Raw genomic sequence first — 2,500 nt, forward strand, 5'->3', positions numbered from 1 at the left:
CATATTATATGGTTAAGTCCTCGATCTATTAGTATTCGTCAGCTCCACATGTCACCATGCTTCCACCTCGAACCTATCAACCTGATCATCTTTCAGGGATCTTACTAGCTTACGCTATGGGAAATCTCATCTTGAGGGGGGCTTCATGCTTAGATGCTTTCAGCACTTATCCCTTCCGCACATAGCTACCCAGCTATGCCCTTGGCAGAACAACTGGTACACCAGCGGTGCGTCCATCCCGGTCCTCTCGTACTAAGGACAGCTCCTCTCAAATTTCCTACGCCCACGACGGATAGGGACCGAACTGTCTCACGACGTTCTGAACCCAGCTCGCGTACCGCTTTAATGGGCGAACAGCCCAACCCTTGGGACCGACTACAGCCCCAGGATGCGATGAGCCGACATCGAGGTGCCAAACCTCCCCGTCGATGTGGACTCTTGGGGGAGATAAGCCTGTTATCCCCGGGGTAGCTTTTATCCGTTGAGCGATGGCCCTTCCATGCGGAACCACCGGATCACTAAGCCCGACTTTCGTCCCTGCTCGACTTGTAGGTCTCGCAGTCAAGCTCCCTTATGCCTTTGCACTCTACGAATGATTTCCAACCATTCTGAGGGAACCTTTGGGCGCCTCCGTTACACTTTAGGAGGCGACCGCCCCAGTCAAACTGCCCACCTGACACTGTCTCCCGGGTCGATAAGACCCGTAGGTTAGAATTTCAATACAGTCAGGGCGGTATCCCACCAGCGCCTCCACCGAAGCTAGCGCTCCGGTTTCAATGGCTCCCGCCTATCCTGTACAAACTGTACCAAAATTCAATATCAGGCTACAGTAAAGCTCCACGGGGTCTTTCCGTCCTGTCGCGGGTAACCTGCATCTTCACAGGTACTATAATTTCACCGAGTCTCTGGTTGAGACAGTGCCCAAATCGTTACACCTTTCGTGCGGGTCGGAACTTACCCGACAAGGAATTTCGCTACCTTAGGACCGTTATAGTTACGGCCGCCGTTTACTGGGGCTTCAGTTCAGAGCTTCGCTTACGCTAACCCCTCTCCTTAACCTTCCAGCACCGGGCAGGTGTCACCCCCTATACTTCGCCTTACGGCTTCGCAGAGAGCTGTGTTTTTGCTAAACAGTCGCTTGGGCCTATTCACTGCGGCTTTCCGTTAAGAAAGCACCCCTTCTCCCGAAGTTACGGGGTCATTTTGCCGAGTTCCTTAACCAGAGTTCTCTCGCACACCTTAGGATTCTCTCCTCGCCTACCTGTGTCGGTTTGCGGTACAGGCACCTTTTATCTCGCTAGAAGCTTTTCTTGGCAGCGGGGAATCAAAGACTTCGCTCCATAAGGAGCTTCCCCATCACAGCTCAGCCTTCACGATAAGCGGATTTGCCTACTTATCAGCCTAACTGCTTGGACGTGCACAACCAATCGCACGCTTCTTCTATCCTTCTGCGTCCCTCCATTGCTCAAACGATAAAGAGGTGGTACAGGAATATCAACCTGTTGTCCATCGCCTACGCCTGTCGGCCTCGGCTTAGGTCCTGACTAACCCTGAGCGGACGAGCCTTCCTCAGGAAACCTTAGGCATTCGGTGGACGGGATTCTCACCCGTCTTTCGCTACTCATACCGGCATTCTCACTTCTAAGCGCTCCACCAGTCCTTCCGGTCTGACTTCACTGCACTTAGAACGCTCCCCTACCACTGATACCATTGGTATCAATTCGCAGCTTCGGTGGTGTATTTAGCCCCGGTACATTTTCGGCGCAGAGTCACTCGACTAGTGAGCTATTACGCACTCTTTAAATGGTGGCTGCTTCTAAGCCAACATCCTAGTTGTCTAAGCAACTCCACATCCTTTTCCACTTAATACACACTTTGGGACCTTAGCTGGCGATCTGGGCTGTTTCCCTCTTGACTACGGATCTTATCACTCGCAGTCTGACTCCTAAGGATAAGTCATTGGCATTCGGAGTTTGACTGAATTCGGTAATCCGATGAGGACCCCTAGTTCAATCAGTGCTCTACCTCCAAGACTCTTACACTTAAGGCTAGCCCTAAAGCTATTTCGGGGAGAACCAGCTATCTCCAGGTTCGATTGGAATTTCTCCGCTACCCACACCTCATCCCCGCACTTTTCAACGTGCGTGGGTTCGGGCCTCCATTCAGTGTTACCTGAACTTCACCCTGGACATGGGTAGATCACCTGGTTTCGGGTCTACGACCACGTACTAAACGCCCTATTCAGACTCGCTTTCGCTGCGGCTCCGCCTCTTCAGCTTAACCTTGCACGGGATCGTAACTCGCCGGTTCATTCTACAAAAGGCACGCCATCACCCATTAACGGGCTCTGACTATTTGTAGGCACACGGTTTCAGGATCTCTTTCACTCCCCTTCCGGGGTGCTTTTCACCTTTCCCTCACGGTACTGGTTCACTATCGATCACTAGGGAGTATTTAGCCTTGGGAGATGGTCCTCCCAGATTCCGACGGAATTTCACGT

At 52.1% G+C, this 2,500-nt stretch carries 1 rRNA gene (cut by a window edge); it reads right to left on the reverse strand.

From position 1 onward, the window contains the following. Positions 1 to 8: 8 nt before the first annotated feature. Positions 9 to 2,500: ribosomal RNA gene (locus DN403_RS16885) — 23S ribosomal RNA — on the reverse strand; it runs 430 nt beyond the window's last position.

Origin of the sequence: Bacillus sp. AY2-1 (assembly GCF_008368965.1) — a bacterium.
GTDB lineage: Bacteria > Bacillota > Bacilli > Bacillales > Bacillaceae_G > Bacillus_A > Bacillus_A thuringiensis_S.